Raw genomic sequence first — 23,584 nt, 5'->3', positions numbered from 1 at the left:
GTGACCCGCTCGAACCTCAAGTACGATGCGTCGAAGCGGAGGATCCAATCCAACGACAGCGGTTGGATCGCGAATCTCGACGAGCAGATTCTTGGGCGTTTTGCGCTGCTCTAAACCCTCTCGACGACATGATGGCGACGCACTCGCGGATCGACTGGGACAACCTCGGAACCCTGGCGCTGACGCTGCTGGTCGGGATCGTCGGCGCGGGTCTTCCCTTCGTCGTCGCGCTCGTCCGAGTGATTGCCGTTGGGCTCCGGGCTGGGACCGGCCCGGCGACCGATCTGATCGTCGTGTTCGGCAAACGTCTGGTCAACGATCAGCCCGACCGGGACTACCGGATCCGACTCGCAACGGCCGCCCGGCTCGCCGCCGCCCGTCAGGGCAGCCGCATCCTCCTCCTGGGCGGTCGCACCGGGAACGCGCGTCTGAGCGAGGCCGAAGCCGGCGAGCAACTGCTGCGCGCCCTCCCGGAAGGCGCCAGCCTGTCCATCGGCCTGGAGCAGGCATCCCGCGATACGCTGACCAATCTGCGCAACCTGCGGACGCTGCTGGCCGAGACGCAGACGCGCGAGCCCTTGACGCTGATCTCCAATCGCTATCACCTGGCGCGACTCGGGCAGATGGCGAACAGCCTCGGTCTGTCTTATCGACTCTGCGCCGCCGCATCGATCACGCCATGGTCGCGCTCTGTCCTGCCGCATCGCTGGTTGCTGGAAAGTTTTTATGTGACCTGGTTCGCGACCGGAAAACTGTGGGCCAGGCTGACCCGCAATCGACGCATGCTCGCGCGGGTATCCTGAGGCGAACCGTGGCAGGAAGTCGTCCCGCTTCAAGGCGAGCTCCCACAGGAACCCCGCGCCGGCTCCTCCTTCGGTTGCGCACGGGCAACGCTGGCGGAGGTGCCTGACGTGCGTATTCTGCTGATCAAGCCCAAGGCGAGACTGCCATCCGTGCTCGGGCTGCAAGCCTTTCAGCGGATGGAGCCACTGGAGCTCGGCTATCTGGCCGCGGCGGCTGGCCCCGGGCATGAGACGCGCATTCTGGATCTGCGTCTAGCCGCCTGGCCCTGGCCGGCACTGGATCTGACGCTGCGGCGCTTCCGACCGGATCTGGTGGGTATCACCGGATACAGCCACGAGGCGTCCATCGTCAAGCGGATCGCCCAAACCGTGCGCGGGCATCTGCCGGCGACCTGGATCGTCGTCGGCGGCCACCACGCGACCGTCGCTCCGCGGGACTATCGGATCGACGCCATCGACGCCATCGTGCGCGGCGAGGGTTGCGCGCCCTTCAAGCAGATCGTCGCCGCCATCGCGGCCGGTCGCGAACTCGACGGGATTCCCCAAGTGTTGTGCCCGGACCAGGCCTGGCGCGACGACGAAGAGCGTCAGTGGCCGCAATTTCCGGACCCCGCGCTCCTGCCGCTGCCACGGCGCGATCTCTGGGATACGCGCCAATACCGCAGTGTCTGGACTGCCGAAAAGCTGCCGCGCTGGCATCCGCTGTTTCCGCGGGTCGCGATGGTGCGGACCTCCTGGGGCTGCAAGATGAAATGCTCATTCTGCATCGTGCCGCACCTGTGCGGTGGCGTGCACCGGCCGCGTCCGGTGGCCTCCGTGGTCGATGAGATCGCCTCACTGGAGGCCGAGCATGTCTATTTCAGCGATGACGAGAACTTCATCTGCGAGGACTTTGCCTGGGAGCTGGCCGACGCACTGGCCGCCCGTGGTGTCAGGAAACGCTATTTCGCCTGGACTCGGGCCACGACCGTCAACCGTTCGCCGGAGCTGTTGCGACGCTGGCGCGAGATCGGGCTCGACGCCGCCTTTCTCGGTTTCGAGTTTCCGACCGACGCCGAGCTCAAGCGGGCGGCCAAGGGCGGGAGCGTCGCCGCGAACGAGCGCGCACTGGAGCGGCTGCGCTCGCTGGGCATCGCGGTGCATGCCGCCTTCATGGTCCAGCCCGAGTACGGCGAAGCCGAGTTTGCCAGACTGCGCGATTACGTTCGGGGTCTGCCACCGCTGCAATGCAGCTTCACCGTCTGCACCCCTTCGCCCGGCACCCCCGATTATCTAGCGATGCAGCCACGCATCTGGGTCGACAACCCGCACGATCTGCACGACTGCATGCATCCGCTGACGCCGACGGCCATGCCGCTGCGCGAGTATGCCCTGACCTTCGCCGAGCTGGCCCATTCGGCGCTGGAGAAAGTACCGATGCGCGTCAACCGTCATCTGGCATCGCCTGATCAAATGATGCGGGTGGCCCGCGCCAGCCGGCAGTACCACAAGGGGCTGAAGGCCATTTACCGGGACTATCCCAGGGAACTTTGGGATTAAACCGCACCGAGCGCGGTATGCGATGTTTTTGGATTGGAGCAACCTCGGCAGCCTCTACGACTGTCGTCGCGGGCGCGGTTTAAGCGATGAATACAGATAAATTTTAAACCGCGTCCCCGCCAAGGATCGTGGATTAAAAGGCGACTGAAAGCTCGCCGTAAAGATCGAAGGTATCGAGCCTGTCGGCGCCCAGCAGCGTCATTCCCGCCAGCGAAACCGTGGCCTGTCGGTTGATTGCGAGACTGAGCCCGCCGGAAATCCTGCCATAGGTATCTTCGGCGACATCGTCCAGCGGAGTGAAGACGACGAAATCCGGCGAGAAGGCAAACCTGGATTCGACAAGCTCTTCGCGCCCGATGCCAAAATCACGCTCCAGCTCGAGTTTCAGATAGGAATGAAGCGGCAGACCGCCGATCTGATCGCGGCGATCGAAGGCGGCGCCGACAGACGCCACGAACCGCTCGCTCTCCTGCTCCTCGATTCTTTGGGTCAGCAGAACATGTCCCTTTTCCCAATAGGCGTCCACGGTGCCCTTCGAGTAACCGGCGCCCAGCACGGGACCAAACCGGAACTTGTCCTGACCGAAGAAATACCCCCCCTGTAAGCGTCCGGCATAGCTCCAACCATCGACATCCGAGCGCACCTTCGTCAACCCGGCAAATCGCTCCGAGGTGAAATTGACCTGGCCGAGCGTGGCGATCAGGTCAAGGTAGTAGTTCGCATGCGAAAACGAGCCGAAGCCACCGATCTGGTAGCCGGTTGTGGTCACATCCCCGAGACCTTGAAGGTCGCCGTCCGATTCCTCGAGATTGAAGGCAACGCCGACTCGACTGACAGGATTGAGTTGAAAATCCGCGCCAAGGGTGGCGGAGCGAATCTCCTGTTCGTATCCCAACACGCCTAACGCCGCGTCCCGTTCGGTGTTTCCATAACTCAGAGCGGCGAAGAAGGGCGAGGAGGAGCAGGCAGGATCGCGCTTGGCGGATGGCCCCGCATCCCGATCGCTGGCACAGGAGCCAACGCGCCCCTGAGCCAGGCGGTTCTCCAATAAAGAGGTGAAATGCCGCGTGATGTCTTCCAGCATCGCGGTATTCACGCGTGATAATTCGGGCGCAAAGAGGAAGTTGGTGGCGACCGTTTTGGCTTGATCGAAGGACAGAAGGCTGAACTGTTGGGCAATGGGGTTGGCGTCATTGACGACGGTTTGCAGCGAAAACAGATAATTGGTCGACGCCAGCGTCCTTGCTCCCTGCACGCTATCGACCGTCTGGAAATCCTGATCGCTTGCGGCAACCTGAACGATCATCGCACGATTGAACCGGCCAGGCTGGCTGAGAATCGCGAGCTTGTCGTTGCCGAATTGAAGAATCGCCGTCCGGTTATAGAAGCCGGTTTGCTTGACTGCCGAATCCGCAACGAGCCCTTCGTCAACGATGCCGACCGAATTGGAAAAGCCATCCTGGATGATCGTGATGGGGGAATCCACCGCCTTGAAATTGGCTCCATTGATGCTTGCCTGGGAGCCCGCGACGACAGAGGTCGTGGAAAAGCAGGCGGCCATGGAAACCATCAAAAGAGGGAGCCGGGGTCCGACAGAATGCTTCATCGTGATACGCCTTATGAAAAGTACTGACCGGACAAAATCAAGTGACTTCGTGGTGCCAGAACAAGACCGCCTGGCATGAAGGGCGAGTTACTGTTTTGGCAAAAGGGGTCGCATCCGATCGCGAATGCTGTCTTTATATTCCTTGGCCGTTGGAATATCCGTCTCCCTGAACCTGCCGGGCGCCGGGCAATCGACGCAATCCCGCGAGCTGACCGAACTCCGATTAAAACGATCGCTGTCGACCTGTGGCTTCGCCGCGCCGTTGGTTCCCTTGCCAGAGGGACGATTGCTCTGGATCGTGACATCGGAGCTATTGCCGTCGCGGGTAATGATTTTCTGGCCATTGGGTGTTTTCGTGACCTGGGTTCTGCTCGGTTCGCTCCCCCCGCTTTGCTCGATCACCGCGGTCGAGCCACCCTGTTGATGGACCTCCGTCGCCGCGCAACCCATCGAGCTGAAAGAGAACCCGATCAAGACAGCGACGAAAAAACGAACAAGATCATTGGATGAAGCCATGGATTTCTCGTCTCTAACAGTAGGAGGGATCGCCTAGCGGTTCGAGAGGCGGTTGCACCGCCCATCGAACGCTGGCGCAACCGGCAAGGGTTGAAGAGATGACGGATTAAGCCGCCAGCGTCGGGCTACCGCCGACTCGGCCCGTCCTGTCCATACTGTCTGACTTTATTGTCGTTGACATCGCCACTCTGGTAGGTTGTCGCCTCGTTGTTCTGTCCCGCCTGCATGGTTCTGCTGTAGTTTTGGCCGCAATCCTGATCGACGTTGGAGCGGTTATTCCGATCGATCTGCACATTCACATCGAAACAGGGCCGGTTGCTGTTGTCGCGCGCGGCTTGGCTGTACACCGAAGCGCTTGAAAGCGTCAATCCTAAAACCAAAAGAGAAAGAAGTGTTTTCATCTGAAGACCTGATCTCTGTTCATGGATCGTCAACGCGGCCGACGCCTGGTTTTCTGGCGTCGGCCTGACCTTGATCGGGTTTAGCAAACAGGTTGAGCGTTCTCGACGGCAATCAGGAGCGATTCGACTCGACGATTGACACGAGCAGGTTGCATGCGGGCGGCGAACTCAGCGTCGGAAACGCTCTTCCTGAATCGACTCGTTGTAGTTCTGCCCGCCATATTGTCCGGTCTGATTGGTGTTGATGTCGCCACGCTGACGGGAGCGATTGGCGTTGTCCGCGCCTTCCTGGTATGTGGCATTATCGTTGTCCTTGCCGGACTGATAGCTGTCGTTGGTGTTGACACGACCTTCCTGAATGGTTGTATTCGTGTTTTGAGCGATCGCTGGGGTTGAAAGGCCAATGGCGAATGCAGCGACAAACAAAAATTTTACTTGTTTTTTCATGGTGTTGCCCTGGTTCTTTTAAGTCAAATAATAATAACGAAGCGATCTTGGGAAATATCTCATCGCTCAAAGCCCTGGTTGGATCCGCGAGGATCAGACCGAGTCCAAGCATAATTCAACCGTTCCGTCTCGGCAACCGAGCGCGGAGTCCAAATAATTATCGAATTTGTGATGCGGTTCACATAATTTTATTCGAGGGCTGTCCGAGCGATACTTGATCAAGGATGGCGATTGGCTCGCGTTTGGCGATATCCTGATCCAGATTTGCGTTCCCGACGCAGACCAGCCCGATCAAACCGAGAGACAACCTCAAGCGACGTCCGCACCCAGCGCACGCAATGATCTTGAGGACATCGTCATTGGCCGCTCGCCCGGCGGCGGGCTGCCGATCGATTCGCCGCTGGTTTCGCGCGAGCACGCGCGACTGATCCTCCGCGCCGATGGCGTCTGGCTGGAGGATCTTAAGTGCATCCATGGCACCTGGTTCAATGGCCGGCGGCCGGCCTCCTCCGGGCAAGTCGCTTCCAACGGGCTGGACATCTACCGCTCTTTCGACCTGTTCCGCTTCGGAATCGGTTATGTGCCACCAGCAGGATATCGTCCACCGTAAGATCTGCATGCGGAATCCGCTACGTTACACAGCTCGGTCAAGGCTTCCTCACGATACGATGACTGGCCGCCTTCGCCAGCTCGCTGACAGCGCATGGCGCTTTATCGGCTCGGATCGAGCATTTTTACTTCGTGTCCGCGGGAGAAGCCCGTTCAGCATCGGTGTTGCTGAATTTTTTCTGGAAACGCAGCGCCTCCCGAAGCAGTTGAAGCCGGGATCGGTCCCGGCCCCAAAGCCCTTCCAGATGTCGATCGGGTCGCGGATCTTCGTCCCACAATCGCCACAGCAGCGCGGCATTCTCCCAATAACCGGCGCCGATGGCATGACCGTCGGGGCTGAACACCGCGTGGGTGACGCTGCCGAGATTCGCGTCAAGCGTCAGATAGGCATCCATGGGCTTGGCATGCGCGCGGAGCGGACGCTTCCAGATCCGTATCGTACCGTCCCGAGAGGCGGTCAGGATCCAACGTCCATCGGGGCTGAACTGGGCGGAAGCAACACGATTTTTATGCCCGCTCAGCTCGGCAAGCAGGCTTCCATCGATTGACCAGACATGCGCCTTGGCCTCGAACGAGGCGGTCACGAGCGCTTTGCCATCGGGGGCAAACTGGACGCCATACAGACGCCCGGACTGACCGTCCAGATACTGGGGTTTGCCGCATGGACGCTCGGCGAACCCCTCGTCGACCCGGTACAGCGAGGCGCGCCCATCCCGGCTGGCGGCGGCGAGCCAATGACCGTCGGGCGAGAAGGTCAGCTCGGTGATCGCCCCTTGATGCGCGTCCCACTCGCATAGACTGGACCAGACGCCCCGCCGATCATGGCGCATCAACCGGAGCGCCCCTTGCTCGCTGCCCGTCGCCAGCAAGACCTCGTCGTCCGCGGCGGCTGTCATGGCCGCGCTGCGAACACTGCCTTTCATCTGCGCGAAGACGTCCGGCAGGCGCAAGGCCGCGCAGTTCTCGGGATCCCAGAACCGGATCGGCTGGTCGGGATCGCTGGAGGCGGTCAGCAGCCAACGCTCGTCCGGCGAAAACAGGATTCGATAAACGTTCGGACAGTCCGCCGCGCCATCGGTCAGACAGACCTTGCGTTGGCTGGCGACCCGCAGACGGCAGGTGTCAGCGGTATTCAGCGACCAGAGCCTGGCGGTGCCGTCGGAGCCCGCGCTCGTCAACCATTGCGCCGATGGCGAAAAGTCGACCCGACGCACACGGCCCTGGTGGCCAGCCAGTGATTTGAGCTGGACGGGATGCGTGGTGCCGTTCGTGCGGTCATGGCTCCAAACCGCCACATGACCATCGAAGGCCGCGGTCGCCATCAGGGTCGCCCTTGTTTCGTTTGCGCGACGCGCGCCGGGCGAGGTCGAAGCGAGGGGCGGGGCGTTGTGGGCCGCGACCTCCCAGCCCGCTGGCGCTTCAGCCATGGCGACGTGCCAGACGTGATCGTCCTGGTCCAGCCGGTAGGCCAGAGGGTTTGCCGGTTCCGCCGACCACAGACGCGCCGAGCCATCCGCCTGCGCGGTCGTCATGATGAGGCGCCCATCCTGGCTGAACCTGGCCTCCGAGATCGCCTTGTCATGACTGAAGACCGCTAGCGCCCTGCCGGTCGTCAGGCTCCAGAGGCGCGCCGTCCGGTCCTGCGAAACGCTCAGAACTAAATATTCGCCCCGTTGAGAATCGGTATTCGGGGAAATACCGATCTGGTCCACGCCCAGATCATGCTGGCCGATGACCTCGGCCGAACGAGTGCGCAGATCCCAACGGACGATCTGTCCCGTTCCATCGCCGACCACCAGCGAGAGACCGTCCGGCGAAAAGGCGAGATCCCGGACCGCGGATTGATGGATCCGGATGGTGCGCGCGCCACGCTGGATGGTGCCGAGTTCCGCGATTTGCTTCCCGGTCAAATCGTAAACACGGACCAGTTCATCGAGCGACGCCACCGCGATCCGCTGTCCGTCAAGGCTAAAGACCGCCCGTATCGCTGTCTGGAGCTGCGAACCCTGAGGTGGCAGAACGAGCTGCTCGTCGCCGCTTTTGCTGTCCATGATCCGCGTCAGCCCATCGCGCGATGCGCTCATCAGCCGTTTTCCGTCCGCCGAGAAGGTCAGGCTGCGCGTCCAGGCCGTTTGAAGCGGCCGCTTCCAGAGCGGCGCTCCGGGACGCGACAGGTCGAGCATGCACAAGGCAAACTGGTCAGGCGGCGCTTTATGCGCAAGGGCCAGGAAGCGTCCTTCAGGGTCGAGTGCAATGCTGGTCTCCTCGATATCGCCACAACTCCAGTCCGGAGGTTGTTCGGGCCGGGCCGGAAGACGCCAGACGCCGGCGACGCCAATGCCCAGAATCATCTGGTTCTCGCCCCGGCCAGCGAAGCGGATCGCGTGGATGGGAAGCTCGGGTCCGGCGAGGTCGGACAGAGGCCGGAAACCGCCATCCTGCCGCACCCAGAGCTGCGCCCCGCGATTGCTCGACAAAGTGACCAGTTGTTCGCCATCGTCACGAAACTGAGGCGCGAACGGACGCCCCGCTGCCGCGTCCACGATCCGGCTCATGGCAAGCAGTCGATTGCTGGAGAGCGCGCGGCTGAGCACGTCGGTTCCCGCCGCCGGTAGGTCGGGGCCGGCCGCCAGGGCCAGGCGCACCGCCTCGGGCGTGTTGCCGCGGCCAATGGCGATCTCCGCCTCGCGCAGCAGGCCGCTTTGCCGATTGAGCAGGGTCTGGCGCGAGGCGTCCCAGAGCGCGTACAGGGCGACGCCGGCAAACAGCATCAGCACTGCCAACAGCGCGCCAATGACCCGACGATTGCGCCGCCGCTGCCATTGCAGCCGCGACCAGGAGCGCGCCAGAAACTCCAGCTCCAGGGGTTCGAGTTCCTCCCCGTGGGCCTGGGCGAAGACGCGCGCTGCGGCATGGCCGACCTCGCCCAGCAGATATTCGCGATTGCAGTCGGTGCGCTTCCACAGGCGTGCCTGGCGGGCGATCTGCGAACGCAGGGTCAGATCGTGGCGATGGTCGGGGTTCGCCAGCCAGGCGCGCACCGGTTCCCAGCGCAGGAACAGGGCCGGGTGGGCGAAGTAGGCGATTGGCCGGTACTCCTCCCACTGGAAGGTCGGATCGGCGGCGGGTTCAGGATCGGCAGGGTCGGTCGCCGGCGCATCAAGGAAGGCGTCGAGCGAGTCGGCCGCTCGTCCGAGCTTGAAGCGCGCCCGCCATTCCTCGCGGAGCTGGAGCAGAAGATGCCGCAGCGATTCCCCGAGCGTCATCTCGATCGCGGGGCAGAGACTGCGTTGCGCGGGATCCCAGACCGATTCGGCGACGATCAGCCGGGCCGCGATGAAGGCTTGCGTCAGGATCGCGCAGCGGTCGTCGCGCAGCAGGGTTGACAGATTCCCTTCACGCGCGCTCGCCCGTGTGCGACTCCCACCCTCCAGCGCCAGCAGGGCGCGACAGAGCATGGGTAGAGCGTTACGGGTCTCCGCGTCCAGGGTTTGCCACAGGTCGTCGGCGCGCTTGAGCAGCACGCCAGAGATGCCGCCGATGGCATGGAAGGCGCTCAACGTCAACAGCGAGCCTTGCGCGGTCTCGGAGGAGGCGAGCTGCCGGTAAAGCGCCTCCAGGGTCGGTTCCAGCAGCACGGGCCAGTGCGTCACGGTGCTGGCCTCGGACTCCAACGCCTCGACCAGTCCGTGTCCGGAGTCCCGGCCCATCGCCTCGAACTCGATGCCCGCCACCCGCGCGGGGATTTCCATCACCTGACGGATTCGCCCCAGGGCCGGCGGTTCCAGTCGATAACAACTGCGTTCGTCCAGCAGGGCGGTCAGGGTCGGAAACCGTGTCAGGCCGGGCAGATGCTGGCTGCCCAGCGCGGCGACGACCCAGATGCCCTCCTGCGCGGCGAGCGCCGCCAGGGTGTCCGCAAAGGTTTGGGTGCGTGGCACGTCCAGTCGCTTCTCGGCGAACAGACCGTCGAGCGGATCCAGGATCACGGCCAGCTGGAGACGCCCCTCGCGCCCGGCCGTCTGTTGCAGATCGTCGTTGACCGTCTGGGCGAGCGCGGCGCGGATCTGGTCCGCGCCGACCGTGGGCGCGCTCGCGAAGAGTTCGGCCAGGCGCCCGGCATCCAGCCCGAAGGCCGCGAGCGCGCTTCCCAGCATGCCGGGCGAGACCAGCGCGCGCGCGAGCGAGAGCAGCGGATCGTCCGGGTCCGGCTCGACCAGACACCAGCGACAGGCCGCCACCCCGGTCAAGAGATAAGGCCGGACCAGATGCGGCAGCAGACCGGCCCGCAGCAGCGAGGTCTTGCCCACGCCGCTGGGACCGGTCAGCAGCAGCAGACCCTGTCCCTTGTCCCTTGCCCCTTCCTCCTTGCCCCTCAGTCCATCGAGCCGCGCGACCAGCTCGCGGGTTTCCGTCTCGCGCCCGGTGAACACGCGCTCGTCGCCGACATCGAATGGCCCCTGGGCGCGAAAGGGGCTGCCCCGCCACTCGATGACGCCCGCGGCAAAGCGACGTTCGGCGCTGATGCGCCGATTCAGCAGCTTGCGCAGTTGGGTCTCGACCAGATCGCGGAAGGCGGTGTCATTCTCGAACTGCCGGAAAGCGCGTCGAAAACTGCCGTCCGGGTTGAAAAAATGGGTGCGGAAGAAGACGTCGAGCCGATCCCGATCGGTCACCGCCGCGCGGATCGCCTCGGCGTTGTTGATGTCGACCAGGCGCGGGGCGATCTTGCGATAGACCAGCACCTCCGGGGTCGCGTGCCGCGCGGATGCCTCGACTGCGTCGACAAACTCCCATTCGGTGCCCGTCATGCCGCCATAGGGATCGTCGGCGAGCGGCGTGCCGAGCCGGGTCCAGAGCATCACGAGCACGATCTCGCACTCGGACGGACGCAGCAGCCCGGCCTGAAAACTCCGCGCGGCGGTCAGCGCCTCCTCCTCCCAGAGCACTGTCTGAAGCTCGAAATAGGGCCGATACTCCTGGGCCAGCACCGCGACGATGTCCTTGACGAGCGCGCGTTCATGCTCGACATCGGAGGGCGAGGATACGAAGATACGGACCTTGGATTCTGTCATGGTTTGGATTCGGAAAGCGCTGGCTTGCCGGTAGATTGGCCGGGTCGCGAGCGCCGCGCAAGGTTCGAACGCCAATGAGTCGGGATCGCGGCAAGCGTGGGACGGCGCGAATCGCCGACGTCGGCATCCGAATCAACTCACGGAATTCACGCATTCGCACGGGAATTGCGCGGCCTCTCGACACAGCACCGGGCCAGCGGGGTACAATGATAAGGACTGTATTGTCGCGGCCAGGGCTTCAGGTCTGTGTTGCCGCCGCCATGATCTGTCTGGAAAGGCTCGCTGTCGACCCTGATTCGTGGAGGCGGTCGCGTTTGCGGTCACCTCACTTGATTCGGAGTATTCCGCCATGTTTCTTCATGAGACCGCCGATGCCGAGCATTTCGAGCTGGTCATCGTGCAATCGGTGCGACAGATCCTGAACTCGCCCAATCCAATGGAGTTCCTTCAATGGGCGCGGGAGGCCATTCCCCGGCTGCTCGGATTGCGCGAGGCCTATCTGGACGAGGTCGAAAGTCAACGTCTCGCCATGCTGCTCGGAACGGTGATCTGGAACGCCACCCCCTTGCCGACGAACGACTTTCTTCCGCTGCCGATCGCGTCTCCGCCGCCCGAAGCTCCTTGTCTCTGCGGATCGGGTCAGCGCTACGATGACTGCTGCGGAAATTTCGACGAGATGCCCGAACTCTCCAGCGAACTCATCTGGGAGATCCTGCTTGACGAGATCCCCGAGCGTACCCTGCGCGATGCCCTGGCGCTCGATGCCATCCCCGGCCCGCTGCTGGCGAAGATCGCCGATCGCTGGCTGGATGACGATCGTCCGATCCGCGCGGTTGCCTTGCTGGAGCCCCTCTTTGCCGGGCCGCTGGATGAATTGGGTACTCCCTACGAACCGGCCTTCGATATCCTCTGCGATGCCTACGATCGGCTGGACCACTGGCGCAAGAAACTCGCCTTTCTCAACCGTGTCTGCGCCGAGGGCAGTCCGTCGCTGCAGGCAACCGCCTGGCAGCGACTCAGCACCATGCATATCGACGAGGGCGATTTCGTCCAGGCCGAGGCCGCTTTCCTTTCCGCCTTGCGCAGCAATCCGGACAACCCGAGTACCGCGCTGCTGGAAATCACCCTGCTCGCGGCGCAGCACAAGGATCTGGTGGCCCGCGAACGGGCGCGCTTCTGGCTGCACCGTTTCCGTCGTCTTGGCTTCAAGGATGAAATCTTCATGGAATTTTTGAAGCGGGCCATTGCCGATCCTCAGGAGGCGATGGTCAATAGTCATGCGGATGCGCTGGATCCTCTGTTAGTGGATTTGCGCGACTGGGTCGCCGGCATTGGCGTCCGACCGCTGCCCACGTATGGAACGGCCCTGTTGCGGGATGCCGCCTCCCGACATCGTCATGTTGACCCGTTCGCTTTGCTCGAAGGGCCGGCGGAAGAAATCCGGCGACGTCCCGGTTCCCGGTTTCCCGCCGGAGCCATCAATGCACCGACTGGCGATCTGGTCGCCGGGCCTGACAGTCGTGCGGAACTGCGGCCACCCTCGGCAGTGCGCCGGATCGAGTCGGTCTGGCGATCGCTGTACCCGGCCGCCAAGCCCCAATCGACTCACCTCACGCTGGCGGAAGGGGTCGATGCGTGGGCCGAACCTGCCTGGCTGGATTATCTGCTCGAACATCCCGAGGTTGCCGATAGCCTGGATGTCCTCGACGATCTGGCCACCGCGCTCTATGAACATCCCGAAAGCGCGCTGCCCTGGATCTCGCACGCCCTGCTGCGGCCGCTCCTGGACCGCGCTTGGTCGATCCTGGAGCGGACCCTCCCGCCGGAGGGCGCCCGCTGCATTCCCTGGTCGGCGGCGACCAATCGCCCGGCGTTACGCCTGCTATTCCGCCGCTATCTCAGCCAGATTCAGGAAGGCGAGCCCAAGGGGGCGATCGACACCCTGGAAACCCTGTTGCGTCTCAACCCTCAGGACAACCATGGCGCGCGCGCCGAACTGATGAATCTCTATCTCCGGGATGGCGAGGACGAACGGGCGCTGGCCCTGGCGCGCCGCTTCCCGGACGATCTGCTCGCCGATCTGGCCTATGGCGAGGTGCTGGCGCTATATCGGCTGGGCCGCGAGGAGCGGGCGCGGCTGGTGCTGAATACGGCGATTCGACGCTTGCCGCGCATCCCCGGCTACCTGACCCGCAAACGCATCAAACAGCCGCGCCTGAATCCGCTCGGGATGACGCCCGGTGGCGACGATCAGGCGTGGCTGTATCGCGAGGAGATGCGCGATGTCTGGTTGGCCGAGCCCGGCATCCTGGCCTGGCTGAAACGTTTCACTGCCTGAACGACCACCACCGAAGCGAGGTATCGGCACATGGATACACAGTATCGCATCCTGTTTTCTGGAAACCTGCTGCCCGGTCAGGATCCGCGCGATGTCGCCAACCGCTTGGCCGTGACGTTCGGCATGCGCGATGACGTCGCTCGCGAGCTGATCGAGAAGGGAGGTGGCCGCGTCATCAAACACGATCTCACCGCGGAGGAAGCCGATCGCTATGGTGCGGAACTCTCGACCGCCGGCCTGGTCATCCGGATCGAAGCCCAGGATGGGACGCGCGTGTCGGGCGGGGCATCCGCCCCAGCCGCCGGCTCGCACGGGTCGCATTACGCGTCGCCGCGTCAGACGCGCGACGACGAAGCCGGCTCGCCCGCGCCCAGCGCGGTTCCGATCAGGCGCGGCTGGGGCTGGATCGCCGATGCCTGGTCCCTGTTCCGCCAGCGTCCCTGGGCCTGGATCGGCGCGGTGCTGCTGTTCTATCTGATCCTGATGGTGCTCAGTCTGGTGCCCGTGCTCGGCGGACTCGCGACCACCATTCTTGGTCCCATGCTGAGCGCCGGACTCATGATTGGCGCCCACGCCCAAGCGCAGGGCGAGGATTTCAGGGTCGGCTATCTGTTTGCCGGGGTGTCGAACAAACCAGGTCCGCTGGCCCTGGTGGGTGGGCTCTATCTGCTGCTGGGGATTGGGATCGTGCTCGTCGTCGCGGCACTCTTCGTGGGCATCATGGCCTCGACCGGGGTTGCGATGGATGCCGCGACCCTGGATCCGAATGACTTGGATTCATTGATGGCGATGAGTCCGATGCTCGCGCTGCCATTCCTTATCTTGATGCTGCTTGGTCTCCCGCTCGCGATGGCGGTCTTTTTCGCCCCCAGCCTGGTCGCGTTAAACGATGTCCCCGTGCTGCAAGCCTTCCGGCTGAGTTTCCTCGGTTGCCTGAAGAATATCCTGCCCTTCCTCGTCTTCACGCTCGTCGCCATTGCACTGGTGCTGCTGGGAACCATTCCATTCATGCTCGGGCTGATTTTGGTTCTGCCCATTCTGACTATTTCCATCTATGTCGCGTATCGGGATATTTTCCTGCTTTAAGGTGATGTCCAAAAAAGCGCAATGACCGCCGGGTGACGCGAGGCTAATGCCGCCGGACAGACGGCGTTAGCCGGCTTCGCCTGATCTCAGAACAGGGTGTAGATGAAAGGCGCCACGACCGAGCCCTGCGCGAGCACGATCAGCGCGCCTAGCAGCAACATGACGACGATGATCGGCGCGAGCCAGAATTTTTTGCGTTCGCGCATGAGGCCCCAAAGGTCTTTCAGAAGGTCGAGCATCAGTAAGGTTTCTCCATCGATTCGGGTGTGGCCTGCTGGCTTGGTTCGCGGTAGCTGTCGGCATCCGGCAGCAGACGGCGTTTCATCGGGTCATGCCCGGCGAGACGCGCGATGAGCCCCGTCGGTACGAAGACCAGAAAAAACGCCAGGCTCAGGATAAGCGGCGTCGTGACACGGTTCAGCAAGAGCCCAAACCGCATCCAGCCGCGATAGACGGGACGCAGCGAGCGTGGCGCGGCCAGTCCCCAGAGCATCAGGATGGCGGCAAGGGGCCAGGGCCAGATCGGCAACCGCAGGCCGAACAGCCAGGGCAGGATCAGCCCGAACAGCGTGGCGACGATGGCGCCGGTGGTGAGCGCAAAACGGCGCAGTCCACCCGTGTCGAGTTCTGGGATCGCGTGCATGGGCGGATACTCTTCAGTCCAGTTCGAATTCGTGCCGCCAGCGTTGGTCGCGCGGTTGCGCGGGCTGTTCGGACTTGGCCAGCAGGCAGTTCTCCAGCACCAGATACTCCATCTCGGTGCGCATGAAGCAGCGGTAGGCATCCTGAGGGGAACCGACGATGGGCTCGCCGCGCACGTTAAACGATGTGTTGACCAGGAGCGGGCAGCCGGTGCGCTCGGCGAAGGTCGCGATCAGCCGATGGAAGCGCGGGTTGGTGTCGGCATGCACGGTCTGTATTCGGGCCGAGTAGTCCAGATGGGTGATGGCCGGGATCTGCGAGCGCGCCATCTGTATCCGGTCGATGCCGAACCTGCCTTGCGGATCCTCGGTTATGGCGATGCGCTTAGCTTCCGCCACCGGCGCAACGATCAGCATGTAGGGGCTCGCACCCTCGTGCTCGAACCAATCCGATACCCGTTCGGCCAGTACCGCCGGGGCGAAGGGTCGGAAGGATTCCCGGTACTTGATCTTCAGATTCATCACCGACTGCATCCTTGGGCTGCGCGGATCGCCGAGGATCGAGCGCGCGCCAAGCGCCCGCGGGCCGAACTCCATACGACCCTGGAACCAGCCGACGACCTGCTCGGCGTCGAGCAGCGCCGCCAAGCGCTCCATCAAGGTGTCGTCGTCCAGGCGCTCGTAGGGAATGCCGGCGCTGTTTAGGTAGGTCTCGATCCGGGCGTTGTCGAATGCCGGCCCCAGGTAGGCGCCTCGCATGCGGTCGCTGTCGGCGCCGGCGCGGGGCTTGTCCAGATATTCGTGCCAGACCGACAGCGCGGCGCCGAGGGCGCCGCCGGCGTCGCCCGCCGCGGGTTGAATCCAGAGGTCCGAGAATGGCCCCTCGCGCAGCAACCGGCCGTTGGCGACGCAGTTCAGCGCCACGCCACCGGCCAGGCACAGACGGTCGACCCCCAACTCCCGATGGACCGTCCGCCCGAGACGCAGCACGACGTCTTCCGTAACCGCCTGAATGGAACTGGCCAGGTCCATCTCCCGCGACGTGATCGGCGCCTCGGGCTGGCGCGGCGGGCCGCCAAAGAGCCGGTCGAAGGCGCGGTTGGTCATGGTCAGACCCTGGGCGTAGTTGAAATAGCGCATGTTCAGGCGAAAGGTGCCGTCTTCCTTCAGCTCCAGCAGGTGCTTGAGGATCAGATCCCGGTACCTCGGTTCGCCATACGGGGCCAGTCCCATCAGCTTGTACTCGCCGGAGTTGACCTTGAAACCGGCGAAAGACGTGAAGGCCGAGTAAAGTAGCCCAAGTGAGTGCGGAAACTGAATCTCCCATTGAGGGATCAAGCGATTGCCGTCGCCGAGCCAGACCGAGGTGGTCGCCCACTCGCCGACGCCATCCATGCACAGCACGGCGGCCCGCTCGAAGGGACTGGGAAAAAACGCGGACGCGGCGTGCGCCTGATGGTGCCGGGTGAACAGCAGCGGCGGCAGATCCGCCGGAGCGATGTCGCCGAGCGCGGCGAGTTCCTCGCGGAGCAAGCGCTTGAGGAGGAGTTTTTCCTTTAGCCAGATCGGCATGGCGGCCAGGAAGGAGCGCAACCCGCGCGGCGCATAGGCCAGATAGGTCTCCAGCAAACGCTCGAACTTGACCAGCGGTTTGTCGTAGAAGACCACATGGTCAAGATCCGCGAGCGTCAGCTTGGCCTCTTCCAGGCAGTAGTCGATCGCTGCCGCCGGAAAGCCCGCGTCGTGCTTCTTGCGCGAGAAGCGCTCCTGCTGCGCGGCGGCCAGGATCTCGCCATCGCGCACCAGGCAGGCCGCGCTGTCATGATAATATGCGGAGATTCCGAGGATCGTGACAGCCATGGGTTCGCGGTAAAGACTGGGGCGGTGGGCGCGCAGTATACCGAAGCGACAAGATCCGATGCGAAAAATACTGTTCAGTTTGGTCTGGTTGATGTTCGTCTTCTTGCTGCTGCAGGGAGCGGGGTTCGCCTTTTATACGCTCAAGGTGAGTCAGCCCATCAGCGACTATGGCTATCCGGTGGGTCTGACCGTTGCTCATCCACGAATGGGCTATGCCTACCAGCCGAATTTCTCCGGTTATTTCAAAGGCTCGGCATACCAGGACATTCCGATCGAGATCAACGCGCAAGGGTTCCGCGACCGCGATTTCGCGGCCCGCCCCGGCGATGCCTGGCGTCTTGCGGTTTTAGGCGATTCGGTCGTGTTTGGCGCCGGCGTGCGCCAGGAAGACAGATTCACGGAATGTCTCGGCGCCCCGGATCAAACCGGTCGCGCGGACCGACGGGTACTCAACCTGGGCGTGAACTCCTATAGCTTCGGCCATTACCTGACGCTGGCACAGCTGGGTTTTTCGGGTGCCGATCCCGACGCGGTGCTCGTCGGCATCACCTTGAACGACTTCGCGCCGATGGAGAATAACGGTCCGGCGCGACGTGTCCAGCGGTATGCCGGGGAATGGCATAAACTCGACTGGGTCGCCCGTGTACAGGAGCGTATCGGTCGCACCTATGCCGTCCGCTTCCTGCGCGAAATCAGGACACGCGTCTCCTATGCGCTGCTGAACACGGACGAGCTTGAGGAGTACCACACGAAATGGATGCGTTCGGTGGTCACGGGCTGGCGGCTGGAGGAAAACAGACAGCGATTCGAGACGCAACTCGACGACTTCGCGTCACTGCTGAAGGGCGCGGATATCCCGTTCGGCTTCATCCTCTTTCCGGAACTCAACGAACTGCGCAATCCTTCGGAATTCGGGGAAGCGCGCCTGCTGGTGCGCGACCTGTTCGATCGGCGTGGCCTGCAATACTGCGACCCCTACGACGACTTCGCGCGCCAGGGCGATCTCGACTCGCTGTTTCTGGCGCGAGAAGACATCCACTACAGCCCCAAAGGGCATCAGGTGCTTTGCGAGGCCGTCGACCGTTGTCTCGACGATCAGAGGTTTCGTTCGCGGTGAGTCCCAAGTCCCGCCCCGAAGGGTCGAACCGCGAACGGTTTGAGGTTCAACCCTGAAGCAGCCGCTTCAGGATCTCGTTCACCTGCCCTGGATTGGCCTTGCCGCCGCTCTGCTTCATCGCCTGCCCGACGAAGAAGCCGAACACCTTGTCCTTGCCGGCGCGGTACTGTTCCACCTGACCCGGATTGGCGGCGATGATCTCCGCGATCAGGGATTCGATGGCGCTGCTGTCGGTGATCTGGGTGAGCCCCCTGGCCGCGATGATCTGGTCCGCGTCGCCCTCGCCAGCCCACATCGCCTCGAACACCTGCTTGGCGAGCTTGCCCGAGACGGTGTTGTCCTGGATACGCCGGATCAGACCCGCAAGCATTGGCGCCGACACCGGACTCCGGGCGATATCGCCCTCGGCCTTGTTGAGCGCAGCCATCAGCTCGCCGCCGATCCAGTTGGCCGCCAGCTTGGGTTCGCCGGTTTCGCGGGCGACCGTCTCGAAATAGTCCGCCAACTCGCGCGTGGCGGTCAGCAGGTTGGCGTCATACGCCGACAGACCATAGTCGTCATGAAAACGCGCGCGCTTGGCATCCGGCAGTTCCGGCAGATCGGCGGTCGCGGCGGCGAGAAAGTCGGGGTCGATTTCCAGCGGCAGCAGATCGGGATCGGGGAAATAGCGGTAATCGTTCGCCTCCTCCTTGGTGCGCATGGAGCGGGTTTCGTCCTTGGTTGCGTCATAAAGACGGGTTTCCTGGATGACCCGCCCGCCGCCTTCGATCAGATCGATCTGTCGCTCGATCTCGAACGCGATGGCCTTCTCCAGAAAGCGGAACGAGTTGACGTTCTTGATCTCGGCGCGGGTGCCGAGTTCCTGTTGACCGACCGGACGCACCGAAACGTTCGCGTCGACCCGAAAAGAGCCTTCCTGCATATTGCCGTCGCTGATGCCGAGATAGCGCACGAGTTGATGGATTTTTTTGGCATAGGCCACGGCTTCCTGGGCCGAGCGCAGGTCTGGCTCCGAGACGATCTCCAGCAGCGGCGTCCCGGCGCGATTCAGATCGATGCCGGTATAGCCGTGGTAATCCTCATGCAGCGACTTGCCTGCATCCTCTTCCAGATGGGCGCGCGTCACCCCGACCGTTTTGACCGCGCCATCGTCGAGGACGATCTCGACCTGACCCTTGCCCACGACCGGCAGCTCGTACTGGCTGATCTGGTAGCCCTTGGGCAGATCCGGATAGAAATAATTCTTGCGCGCGAAGATCGAGCGCGGCGCGATCTCGGCGCCGATCGCCCGGCCGAAGCGCACGGCGAGCCGGACCGCCTCGGCATTGAGCACGGGCAGCACGCCCGGCAGGCCCAGATCGATGGCGCTCGCCTGGGTGTTGGGCGCGGCGCCGAACGCGGTCGGCGCGCCGGAGAAAATCTTGGAGTGGGTCGCGAGTTGCGTATGAATCTCAAGACCGATGACGGTTTCCCATGCCATGACGATGTCAACCTGATTGATGGGGGGCGCGCGAGGCCCAAAAAAACAAGGCATCCAGAACGGTCGGAATGCCGGGTAGAACACGCCCAACACGGCGATAATCGAGCACGACAAGGCACTTGAGCGTGTTGTTGTGGCCTTGAGGCGGGGCGACTATCTGACGGTTGGGAGATAACCGCGCATCCCGGCAGCGCAAATGCGCGTCAAGGGCGATGTTATTCGGGAAATAATGCGGAGATTTCCGCCTGGATTCTTTCGGCTTCCTCCCGCGGATTCTGCGCATCGCGAATCGGACGGCCCACGACGATATAGTCCGCGCCATTCAGGAATGCCTGAGTTGGACTCACGACACGCTTTTGATCGTCTTCCGTACAGTTATCGACCGGACGGATCCCCGGCGAAACAATCAAAAACCGATCGCCCAGGTCATCGCGCAGCCTGGATGCTTCAAGACCTGACGAAATGACTCCATCGCAACCTAACTTGATCGCCTTTTTTGCGCGAGCTAAGACAAGGTCTTCCACGTTGCACTGGAATCCGAGCGATTCCAGATCCGAGCGGTCCAGACTGGTCAGCACGGTCACGGCAAGGATTTTCAGGTCGTTTTTTTCTCGCGCGGCCGCCGCGAGCATGGTGTCGTTGCCATGCACCGTCGCAAAATCAACGCCTCGGTCCTTGAGTTGCCGCACCGCGCTCGCCACTGTCTCCGGGATATCGAAAAACTTAAGATCGCAAAAAACACGCTTGCCACGGGCTCGCAGCCAATCGATCAATTCGAAGTAATTTCCAGACATGAACAGTTCAAGACCGATCTTGTAGAACTGCACCGAATCTCCGAGATCATCCACAAGCTGTTTAGCCGCTGTCATATCCGGAACATCGAGCGCGAGGATCAGTCGCTGGCGGGCTGGTATTTGCTTTTGCGAAAGCTTGTTAGTCATGAATCTTGGCCCGAAAACGTCATCAGCTATCATTGGCTGAACCCTATTAACAGTAGCGAAGTGAGTCTGGATTGACCCGTCCGGGTTCCCCGACATCACGCCTGCATTTCGTGGATAGCTTATCTTCTCAAGCGGTTCTCCACAAACAAACACATCGCGCACACCCGCCATATCACGCCTGCTCTGAAGCTCAAGCGATGATCGGGTCACGCGCATGATGTGGCGGTTGACTGGCGCGGTCGCGGTTCAACGCGACGGCATCCGGTCTTCCATCATCTCTTTTAACCGATACAGATTCTCCAGCGCGTCCCTGGGCGTCAGGCGATCCGGGTCCAATTCACGCAAGGCGCCGCAGACCGGATGCTCGGGCGGTGGCGTCGGTTCAGGAATGAGGGGGAACAGCGACAGTTGCACCGCCTCCCGCTCCGCGTGGCGCCGGGCGGCTTCTTCCAGTTCGAGCAGCCGCTCCCGCGCGCGCGCGATCACGGGCGCGGGCACGCCGGCGAGCGCCGCGACCGCCAGACCATAACTCTGATTTGCCGGTCCATCGCGCACGGCGTGCATGAAAACGATGGACGTTCCGTGCTCGACCGCGTCCAGATGGACGTTGGCGATGCCGGGGTATTCCTCCGGCAGCGTGGTCAGCTCGAAATAATGGGTCGCGAACAGGCTGTAGGCGCCGATCCGGGTCGCCAGTTCCACCCCGCAGGACCAGGCCAGCGAGAGTCCGTCGAAGGTGCTGGTGCCGCGCCCGACCTCGTCCATCAGCACCAGACTCTGGGCGGTGGCGTTGTTCAGGATATTGGCCGTCTCCTCCATCTCCACCATGAAGGTCGAGCGCCCTCCGGCCAGATCGTCGGAGGCGCCGATGCGCGAGAAGATCCGGTCCACCGGGCCGATGGTCGCGGCGCTCGCCGGCACGAAACTTCCGACATGGGCAAGCAGCACGATCAGCGCGTTCTGACGCATGTAGGTGGACTTGCCGCCCATGTTGGGGCCGGTGATGATCAGCATCCGCCGGCGCGCGTCCATGCGCAGACCGTTGGCGACGAAGGGAATGTCGATGACTCCCTCGACCACCGGATGACGCCCGTCCTCAATCTCGATCGACGCCGTGTCGGTGAGTTGCGGGCAGTTCCAGTTCAGGGATTCGGCGCGCTCGGCCAGATTCGCGAGGACATCGAGCGTCGCAATGCCGACCGCGCTGGTCTGCAAGGGGGCTAGAGATTCCGCCAGCCGGCCCAGCAGATCCTCATAGAGCGCCTTCTCGCGCGCCAGCGACCGCTCGCGGCTGCTCAAAATCTGGTCCTCGAACCGCTTGAGTTCGGGGGTGATATACCGCTCCGCGTCCTTCAGGGTCTGACGACGGACATAATCCAGCGGTGCCCGGCCGGCCTGCGTGCGATGGATTTCGAGGTAATAGCCGTGGACGCGGTTGTAGCCGACCTTGAGGCCGGGAAGGCCGGTGCGTTCGCGTTCGCGGGTCTCCAACTCCAGCAGAAAGCGATCGGCATTGTTCGACAGGTCGCGCAGTTGATCCAGTTCTTCATCGAAACCAGAGGCGATCACGCCGCCGTCGCGGATCAGCATCGGCGGTTGGGCGAGGATGGCGCGCGTGAGCAGATCGCGGGTGTCAGGATGGTCGCCGATGTCGGCGTTCAGACGCGCGAGCAAGGGATCCTCAATGCCGGCCAACAGGTCGTGCAACGCCGGAAAGACCGCGAGCGAATCGCGTAACACGGCCAGATCGCGCGGGCGCGCCGTGCCCAGGGCAATGCGCGCGAGGATGCGTTCCAGATCGCCGATGCCCGCCAGCGTCGGGTGCAGATCGGACAGATTGCCCTCGGCGAGCAGCGTCCGGATCGCGGAATGGCGCTCGCGCACCGCGCTCCGGTCGCGTAGCGGACGATGCAGCCAGCGGCGCAGCAGACGGCTGCCCATGGCGGTGGCCGTGCGGTCCAGCACCCCGGCCAGGGTGTGTTCGGCGCGACCGCTCAGACTCTCGGTGAGTTCCAGATTGCGCCGGGTCGCGGCGTCGAGGATGAGCGCCTCGTCGCGCTGTTCGGTGATCAGGCCGCGCAGATGGGGCAGGGCGGCGAACTGGGTGTCGCGAATATACTGGAGCAGACAGCCGGCCGCCCCGACCGCGAGACGCAGCGTGGCGCAACCGAAACCGCTCAGGTCGCGGGTGCCGAACTGCTGGCAGAGCAGTCGCTCGCCGCTGTCCGGATCCAGATGCCAGACCGGGCGGCGGGCGATGCCATGTTCGATGCGCAGATCGCTTGGGATCCGGCTGTCTTCCGCGACCAGGATCTCGGCCGGCTTGAGCCGCTCCAGTTCGCTGGCCAGCGCCTCGCGGGTGGCGACCTCCAGCACCGAAAAACGTCCGCTGGAGAGTTCCAGCACCGCCAGACCAAAGCCGTCCTTGCCCTCTGCGATGGCGGCCAGAAGATTCTCCCGCCGTTCTTCCAGCAACGCCTCGTCGGTCAGGGTGCCGGGCGTCACCACGCGGGTCACCCGACGCTCCACCAGACCCTTACTCTTGGCCGGATCGCCGATCTGCTCGCAAATTGCCGCCGAGACGCCCTTGCGCACCAGCTTGGCGAGGTAGCCCTCCAGGGTGTGATAGGGCACTCCCGCCATCGGGATCGAGCGTCCGGCGGACTGGCCGCGCTTGGTTAGGGTAATGTCGAGCAGCCGCGCCGCCCGCTCGGCGTCCTCGAAAAAGAGTTCGTAGAAATCCCCCATGCGGTAGAACAGCAGCAGGTCCGGGTAGTCCGCCTTGAGACGCAGATAGTGCTGCATCACGGGTGTGTGCTGGGCGAGATCGGCATGCTCGATCGATGGGTTGGGTGCGTTGGCGGGATGGCCGGGGAAGGCTTTCATTGACCATGCTCTCCACGCGACAATTCACGCTCGGTCTGCCCGATGCAGGAGCGGTTGGCGCGCCTTTCGGTCGGCCGGGCGGTGCCGCCGCCGTGGCGGGCGGTCAGTACAAATGGGGTGTCGAGCGTGGGCATGCTGTCTTGCAACTGGCGCAGTCGTACAGAGGAAAGTCCGGCTAGTCTAACAGTCCGTCGGGGTTTCCCGTTGGCAAGCGGCGGGTGCTACGCCAACGGGGCGGT

General features: G+C 63.2%; 18 protein-coding genes. 8 read left to right on the top strand and 10 right to left on the bottom strand.

The window, feature by feature from the left end:
• Positions 1-128: 128 nt before the first annotated feature.
• Complete coding sequence (locus QZY07_RS17760) at positions 129-803, top strand: YdcF family protein (RefSeq protein WP_363184441.1); 675 nt, start codon at positions 129-131, stop codon at positions 801-803.
• A gap of 108 nt (positions 804-911) precedes the next feature.
• Positions 912-2,342 carry a radical SAM protein gene (locus QZY07_RS17755; protein ID WP_295405585.1) on the top strand — a complete coding sequence of 477 codons (1,431 nt, stop codon included), beginning with the start codon at positions 912-914 and terminating at the stop codon, positions 2,340-2,342.
• Between the two features lie 133 nt (positions 2,343-2,475).
• On the opposite strand, the gene QZY07_RS17750 is transcribed toward QZY07_RS17755, so the two are convergent.
• Positions 2,476-3,903, bottom strand: coding sequence for an autotransporter domain-containing protein (locus QZY07_RS17750; RefSeq protein ID WP_295405583.1), 1,428 nt, complete (start codon positions 3,901-3,903; stop codon positions 2,476-2,478).
• Between the two features lie 120 nt (positions 3,904-4,023).
• Between QZY07_RS17750 and QZY07_RS17745 the strand changes: the two genes are divergently transcribed.
• A complete protein-coding gene (locus QZY07_RS17745) occupies positions 4,024-4,458 on the top strand; it encodes a hypothetical protein (RefSeq protein WP_295405581.1) in 435 nt (144 codons plus the stop codon).
• A 131-nt stretch (positions 4,459-4,589) separates the two neighbouring features.
• On the opposite strand, the gene QZY07_RS17740 is transcribed toward QZY07_RS17745, so the two are convergent.
• A complete protein-coding gene (locus tag QZY07_RS17740; protein WP_295405579.1) occupies positions 4,590-4,952 on the bottom strand; it encodes a hypothetical protein in 363 nt (120 codons plus the stop codon).
• Positions 4,953-5,033: 81 nt separating this feature from the next.
• On the bottom strand, positions 5,034-5,312 hold the full coding sequence (locus QZY07_RS17735) for a hypothetical protein (RefSeq protein ID WP_295405578.1): 279 nt from the start codon (positions 5,310-5,312) through the stop codon (positions 5,034-5,036).
• A 214-nt stretch (positions 5,313-5,526) separates the two neighbouring features.
• Between QZY07_RS17735 and QZY07_RS17730 the strand changes: the two genes are divergently transcribed.
• On the top strand, positions 5,527-5,922 hold the full coding sequence (locus tag QZY07_RS17730; RefSeq protein WP_295405576.1) for an FHA domain-containing protein: 396 nt from the start codon (positions 5,527-5,529) through the stop codon (positions 5,920-5,922).
• 124 nt (positions 5,923-6,046) lie between these two features.
• On the opposite strand, the gene QZY07_RS17725 is transcribed toward QZY07_RS17730, so the two are convergent.
• On the bottom strand, positions 6,047-10,996 hold the full coding sequence (locus QZY07_RS17725) for a hypothetical protein (protein WP_295405574.1): 4,950 nt from the start codon (positions 10,994-10,996) through the stop codon (positions 6,047-6,049).
• Positions 10,997-11,345: 349 nt separating this feature from the next.
• On the opposite strand from QZY07_RS17725, the gene QZY07_RS17720 reads away from it, so the two are divergent.
• Together QZY07_RS17720 and QZY07_RS17715 are read left to right on the top strand one after the other, a co-directional pair.
• Entirely contained in the window at positions 11,346-13,334 is a 1,989-nt protein-coding gene (locus tag QZY07_RS17720; RefSeq protein ID WP_295405572.1) for an SEC-C metal-binding domain-containing protein, read from the top strand.
• Between the two features lie 30 nt (positions 13,335-13,364).
• A complete protein-coding gene (locus tag QZY07_RS17715; protein WP_295405570.1) occupies positions 13,365-14,420 on the top strand; it encodes a BPSS1780 family membrane protein in 1,056 nt (351 codons plus the stop codon).
• Between the two features lie 86 nt (positions 14,421-14,506).
• On the opposite strand, the gene QZY07_RS17710 is transcribed toward QZY07_RS17715, so the two are convergent.
• Genes QZY07_RS17710 through QZY07_RS17700 form a run of 3 tightly spaced genes read right to left on the bottom strand, consistent with a single transcriptional unit; the run spans position 14,507 to position 16,921 of the window.
• Positions 14,507-14,659 (bottom strand): DUF5989 family protein, encoded by a 153-nt coding sequence (locus QZY07_RS17710; protein ID WP_295405567.1) that lies wholly within the window; start codon positions 14,657-14,659, stop codon positions 14,507-14,509.
• Positions 14,659-15,063 carry an SxtJ family membrane protein gene (locus tag QZY07_RS17705; RefSeq protein ID WP_295405566.1) on the bottom strand — a complete coding sequence of 135 codons (405 nt, stop codon included), beginning with the start codon at positions 15,061-15,063 and terminating at the stop codon, positions 14,659-14,661. The genes QZY07_RS17710 and QZY07_RS17705 overlap by 1 nt, the downstream gene beginning before the upstream one ends.
• Positions 15,064-15,076: 13 nt before the next feature.
• Entirely contained in the window at positions 15,077-16,921 is a 1,845-nt protein-coding gene (locus tag QZY07_RS17700) for a carbamoyltransferase (RefSeq protein WP_295405564.1), read from the bottom strand.
• A 58-nt stretch (positions 16,922-16,979) separates the two neighbouring features.
• On the opposite strand from QZY07_RS17700, the gene QZY07_RS17695 reads away from it, so the two are divergent.
• Positions 16,980-18,038 carry an SGNH/GDSL hydrolase family protein gene (locus tag QZY07_RS17695; RefSeq protein WP_295405563.1) on the top strand — a complete coding sequence of 353 codons (1,059 nt, stop codon included), beginning with the start codon at positions 16,980-16,982 and terminating at the stop codon, positions 18,036-18,038.
• Between the two features lie 46 nt (positions 18,039-18,084).
• Here the strand turns inward: QZY07_RS17695 and gatB are convergent, their stop codons facing one another.
• The 3 genes from gatB to mutS form a co-directional block, all read right to left on the bottom strand.
• Entirely contained in the window at positions 18,085-19,518 is a 1,434-nt protein-coding gene (gene gatB / locus QZY07_RS17690) for an Asp-tRNA(Asn)/Glu-tRNA(Gln) amidotransferase subunit GatB (protein WP_295405561.1), read from the bottom strand.
• A 215-nt stretch (positions 19,519-19,733) separates the two neighbouring features.
• Positions 19,734-20,459 carry an orotidine-5'-phosphate decarboxylase gene (gene pyrF, locus QZY07_RS17685; RefSeq protein ID WP_295405559.1) on the bottom strand — a complete coding sequence of 242 codons (726 nt, stop codon included), beginning with the start codon at positions 20,457-20,459 and terminating at the stop codon, positions 19,734-19,736.
• Positions 20,460-20,705: 246 nt separating this feature from the next.
• A complete protein-coding gene (mutS, locus tag QZY07_RS17680) occupies positions 20,706-23,345 on the bottom strand; it encodes a DNA mismatch repair protein MutS (protein ID WP_295405557.1) in 2,640 nt (879 codons plus the stop codon).
• Between the two features lie 5 nt (positions 23,346-23,350).
• Between mutS and QZY07_RS17675 the strand changes: the two genes are divergently transcribed.
• Positions 23,351-23,524: a hypothetical protein gene (locus QZY07_RS17675; RefSeq protein ID WP_295405555.1), complete on the top strand. Its 174-nt coding sequence runs from the start codon at positions 23,351-23,353 to the stop codon at positions 23,522-23,524.
• Positions 23,525-23,584 lie beyond the last annotated feature (60 nt).

This window comes from uncultured Thiocystis sp. (genome assembly GCF_903866365.1).
Taxonomy (GTDB): domain Bacteria; phylum Pseudomonadota; class Gammaproteobacteria; order Chromatiales; family Chromatiaceae; genus Chromatium.
Note: the sequence above shows the minus strand (reverse complement) of the source record. Positions and strands in the feature narration are given on the sequence as shown.